Annotated in this window: 2 protein-coding genes; both read left to right on the forward strand. The window is 46.4% G+C overall.

Annotation, left to right across the window (positions count from 1 at the left end; translation table 11 throughout):
- Window positions 1-1100 (forward strand): DNA-directed RNA polymerase subunit beta (locus tag FP815_03960; GenBank protein MBA3014092.1); only part of this gene is annotated, 1100 nt, incomplete at its 5' end.
- Window positions 1101-1280: 180 nt separating this feature from the next.
- Window positions 1281-5310, forward strand: a 4030-nt coding sequence (gene rpoC, locus FP815_03965; GenBank protein ID MBA3014093.1) for a DNA-directed RNA polymerase subunit beta', incomplete at its 3' end; no start/stop codon positions are given.

Raw genomic sequence — 5310 nt, forward strand, 5'->3', positions numbered from 1 at the left:
CAGAAGTACTAGTTACTAAGGGTGATATTATTCATCGTGACAAGGTGTTGCAGATGCGATTGAATGCGATCCGCAAGATTTCTTTTGCCGAAAGCGTCACCTATAAGGGTGAGATTGATCTCATTTACGAGCGCTACGAGAGCCAGGCTAAGGTAGTGAAAAAACGATATGAGGCCCGGATTGAACGCTTGCGCAAGGGCGACGATCTGCCACCTGGCGTTATCAAGATGGTCAAGATATATGTTGCCAAAAAGCGTAAGCTGTCAGTTGGTGATAAAATGGCCGGTCGCCATGGTAATAAGGGTGTTGTTTCCAGAATCTTACCGGAAGAGGATATGCCGTACTTTGCTGATGGCACACCAGTTGATATTGTTCTAAATCCTCTCGGTGTACCATCTCGTATGCACTTTGGTGAGGTGCTTAAAACTCATTTGGGCTTGGCTGCAAAGAAACTTGGTGAACAGCTATTTGAGTTCGGTCAGCGACAAGAGGTCACTGCTGTTAAGGACAAACTCCAGAAGATCTACTCGGAGGATGAATATAAACAGTTGACTGACGGACTGAGCGACCAGGACATTTTAGACATGACCGTGAAGATGAAGAAGGGATTGCACATGGCAACACCCGTCTTCGATGGCGCTCAGGAGACAGAGATACGATCCCTTCTGGTCGAGTCAGGAATGAGTGAGGTCGGTCAGAGTTACTTATATGATGGTTTGACAGGGGAGCAGTTCGATAACCCAATCACCGTCGGGACAATGTATATCATTAAATTACATCACTTAGTCGATGATAAAATTCATGCGAGATCGACAGGTCCATATTCACTTGTTACCCAACAACCTCTTGGAGGTAAAGCGCAGTTCGGTGGGCAGCGTTTGGGGGAAATGGAAGTGTGGGCAATGGAAGCCTATGGCGCTGCATATACCCTGCAGGAATTCTTGACGGTAAAGTCAGATGACGTTGGCGGACGGACCAAGATGTATGAAAAAATAGTTAAGGGCAATAACTTCCTTGAGGCAGGGTTACCTGAATCGTTCTATGTTTTGGTTAAGGAACTTCAGGGACTCTGTCTTGATATGGAGTTGCTGGACGAGTGATAACCGCCTTATCTCCTGATGAGGAGATGGATCTTATGTTGTGGTAGTTTTTTGCTAAACCGTACGCTCAAAGAGAGCCAGTTGCAACAGAGAGACACTGAGATTCGAGTGGTCACTGAAACAGATTGGTTGAGAAGTCAAGTGAGCGGACGTTACTTTATAACGAAATAGGGGTGTGCCGTGGACGAACTTTTTAGTTTTTTTTCCAAAGCAAAGGCGCCGGTAAAATTTAATACGGTCAGAATATCAATTGCATCGCCAGAAAAAATCATGGACTGGTCTCACGGGGAGGTACTTAAACCTGAGACCATAAATTACCGAACGTTTAAGCCTGAACGTGATGGATTATTTTGTGCTAAAATCTTCGGTCCTGTCAAGGACTACGAATGTAACTGCGGTAAATATAAGCGGATGAAGCACCGCGGTGTAGTCTGTGAGAAGTGTGGTGTCGAGGTCATTCAATCCAAAGTTCGCCGTGAACGGCTCGGGCATATTAAGTTGGCCGCTCCTGTTGCCCACATTTGGTTCTTGAAGAGTTTGCCCAGCAAGATAGGTAATATGCTTGATATGACCTTGAAGGAACTGGAAAAGGTTCTGTATTTCGATTCCTATGTTGTAGTTCGCTCTGATGAACCCAGTCTGGTTGTCGGCACCTTGTTGAATGAGGATATGTACCGGCAGGTACGGACTGATTTTGGTGATAAATTCACCGTTGGCATCGGCGCTTCGGCAATCAAGGATATGTTGCATAACCTTGATTTGCAATCGCTATCGTTGGTTTTGCGCGAAGAGATGAAAACTACAAGTTCTGATGCTAAACGGAAAAAATTTGCTAAGCGGCTTAATGTCGTTGAGGCCTTTCGTGATTCAGAAAATCGTCCTGAATGGATGATTCTTGATGTCATTCCGGTATTGCCGCCAGATTTGAGACCATTGGTCCCTTTGGAAGGTGGACGGTTTGCAACCTCGGACCTCAATGATCTCTATCGAAGAGTTATCAATCGCAACAATCGTTTGAAGCGTCTGCTTGAGTTAGATGCTCCGGAGATCATCATACGTAATGAAAAGCGAATGTTGCAGGAAGCAGTCGATGTGCTTTTCGATAATGGGCGGCGTGGCAAGGTAATTACCGGCTCAAATAAGCGGCCTCTCAAGTCCTTAAGTGACATGCTTAAAGGGAAGCAAGGGCGTTTTCGTCAGAACTTGCTTGGTAAACGTGTCGATTACTCGGGTCGTACTGTCATTGTCGTCGGTCCTCATCTTCGTCTTCATCAATGCGGTCTTCCTAAAAAAATGGCTTTGGAGCTATTTAAGCCCTTTATTTACAATAAGCTGGAACAGCATGGTTATGTCACCACTATCAAGAGTGCGCGGAAGATGGTGGAGAAAGGAGTTAAAGAAGTATGGGATGTATTAGATGAAGTAGTTAACGAGTTTCCGGTTATTCTTAACCGAGCGCCCACCCTTCATCGCCTTGGTATGCAGGCCTTTGAGCCCGTGTTGATCGAGGGTAAGGCCATTCAGTTGCATCCTCTTGTATGTTCAGCCTTTAACGCCGACTTTGACGGTGATCAGATGGCAGTCCATGTACCCCTGACGGTTGAGGCGCAACTTGAGGCCAGGGTTTTGATGATGTCAACCAACAATATTCTATCCCCAGCCAATGGCGAGCCGATCATTGTCCCGTCTCAGGATATTGTTCTCGGTCTGTATTATTTGAGTCGGACCAGGCCATTGGCCAAGGGCGAGGGAAGGCTCTTTGCCAACCCAGCAGAGGCTCGGGTCGCATTTGATCACAAGGTGATTAACATGCAGGCCCAAATCAAGGTGAGAATCGAAGGTGAGATTGTTGATACTACTGTGGGCAGAATACTCCTTTCTGAATTACTCCCGAGTTCTGTGCCATTTTCCCAGATCAATAAAGTTCTCACTAAAAAAGAATTGGCTCGGTTGATAGATTACACTTATCGTCACGCTGGGACTAAAGACACGGTTATCCTTACTGATCGACTTAAAGATATGGGATATGAACATGCTACTTCTTCCGCCATATCGATCTGTATTAATGATATGAAGATTCCGGTGAGCAAGGAAGATTTGATTTCCAAGGCCACCAATTCGGTTATGGAAGTCGAGCGGCAGTATGCAGATGGTTTAGTCACCGCCGGCGAAAAATATAACAAGATGGTCGATATTTGGTCTCGAACAACCGACGAAGTGGCCCAGGAGATGATGAAGGAGCTGAGTGTCGAGTATCTGCGTGATGCCAATAACAAACTCATCGAGACTCCAAGCTTTAATTCTATTTTCGTTATGGCTGATTCCGGTGCGAGAGGTTCTAAGGATCAGATCCGTCAATTGGCCGGGATGCGCGGATTGATGGCCAAGCCATCAGGCGCTATTATCGAGTCACCGATTAAAGCCAATTTCCGTGAAGGGTTAAGTGTTCTTGAATATTTCATTTCAACTCACGGCGCACGTAAGGGTCTTGCTGATACCGCTTTGAAAACTGCTAACTCCGGTTATCTCACCCGACGTCTGGTCGATGTTGCCCAGGATTCTACTATTGTCGAGCGCGATTGCGGTACCTTGGATGGTATTGAAGCAGAACCATTGATGGAAGGTGGTGAGGTTATTCAACATGTCGGGGATAGAATTCTTGGTCGAGTAGCCTTAGAAGATATCATCGATCCTTTCACCGATACTGTCTTGGTTCAATCCAATGTGGAAATTACCGAGCGTGAGGTCGAATTGATTGACAAGGCAGGTATTGATCGCATCCATATCAGGTCAGTGCTAACTTGCCAAGCAAAACGCGGTGTATGTGCTAAATGTTATGGGCGTGATTTAGGTCGCGGTCATATGGTCAACCAAGGGGAGGCTGTAGGTATTATTGCTGCTCAATCAATTGGTGAACCAGGAACTCAGTTGACCATGCGTACCTTCCATATCGGTGGTACCGCCAGTCGAAGTGCCGCGGTTGCAGAGGTTCGGACTAAGCACGGAGGTGTTATCCGACTTCAGGGGCTGCATACTGTTGCCGGTAGTGATGGCAAATTAGTTGTTATGAACAGAAATGGAGAGATAAGCATATTTGGGCCTATGGGGCGTGAGCGGGAACGTTATCCTGTGAATTATGGGGCTAAACTTCATTATAATGACGGTGATGAGATCTCGCCAGACACTATGATCGCCGACTGGGATCCTTTCACCATCCCTATTGTTTGTGAGGTCGGCGGTATTGTTAAATTTGGCGACATTCAAGAGGGTGTCACCATGCAGGAAAAACTTGATCCGATAACTGGCAAGTCAAGTTTTGCTATCATGCAGTCTCGGCATAGCAATTTGAATCCTCGGATCTCGCTTAAAGATAAGGATGGCCGAGGGGTAAAGTTGCCGAAAACTGGCACTGTAGCTCGTTATTCTCTGCCTGTTGGGGCTCTTGTTAATGTTCAGGAAGGTCAAGAAATTTCACCGGGCACAGTGTTAGGAAGAATCCCACGGGAAACGACAAAGACCAAGGATATTACTGGTGGTCTTCCTCGGGTAGCAGAGTTGTTCGAGGTTCGGATGCCTAAAGAGTATGCCGTTATTTCTGAAATTGATGGCCAGGTAAGTTATGGCAAAGATACCAAGGGTAAGAAGCGAGTAATTGTTACACCAGAGCTTGGTGAGGCCAAAGAGTACGCTATTCCTAAGGGGAAACATATAAGTGTCCACGAAGGAGATTATGTCAAGGCTGGTGAGGCATTGATGGATGGTTCGCCGGCACCTAATGACATTTTGCGGGTCTTGGGTGTCAAGGAGTTGGCTAAGTTCTTGGTCAATGAGATTCAAGAGGTCTATCGTTTACAGGGTGTTAAAATTAACGATAAACATATTGAAGTAATTGTTCGTCAGATGTTACGGCGCGTAACCATTACCGGTGTTGGTGATTCCATTTTTATGTTGGGTGAGCAAGTAGAGTGGTGGCGATTCCAAGAAGAAAATGACAAAATTATGAGAGAAGGTGGTCAACCGGCCCATGCCGAACCCTTGCTGCTTGGGGTGACAAAAGCTTCGTTGAGCACCGACAGCTTCATATCGGCAGCCTCGTTCCAGGAAACCACCAAAGTGTTGACTAACGCTTCGATGGCGGGCAGGACGGATAAGCTGACAGGGTTGAAAGAGAACGTGATTATGGGTCGTCTCATACCTGCCGGTTCTGGCC

This window comes from Desulfobulbaceae bacterium, from assembly GCA_013792005.1.
Lineage (GTDB): Bacteria > Desulfobacterota > Desulfobulbia > Desulfobulbales > VMSU01 > VMSU01.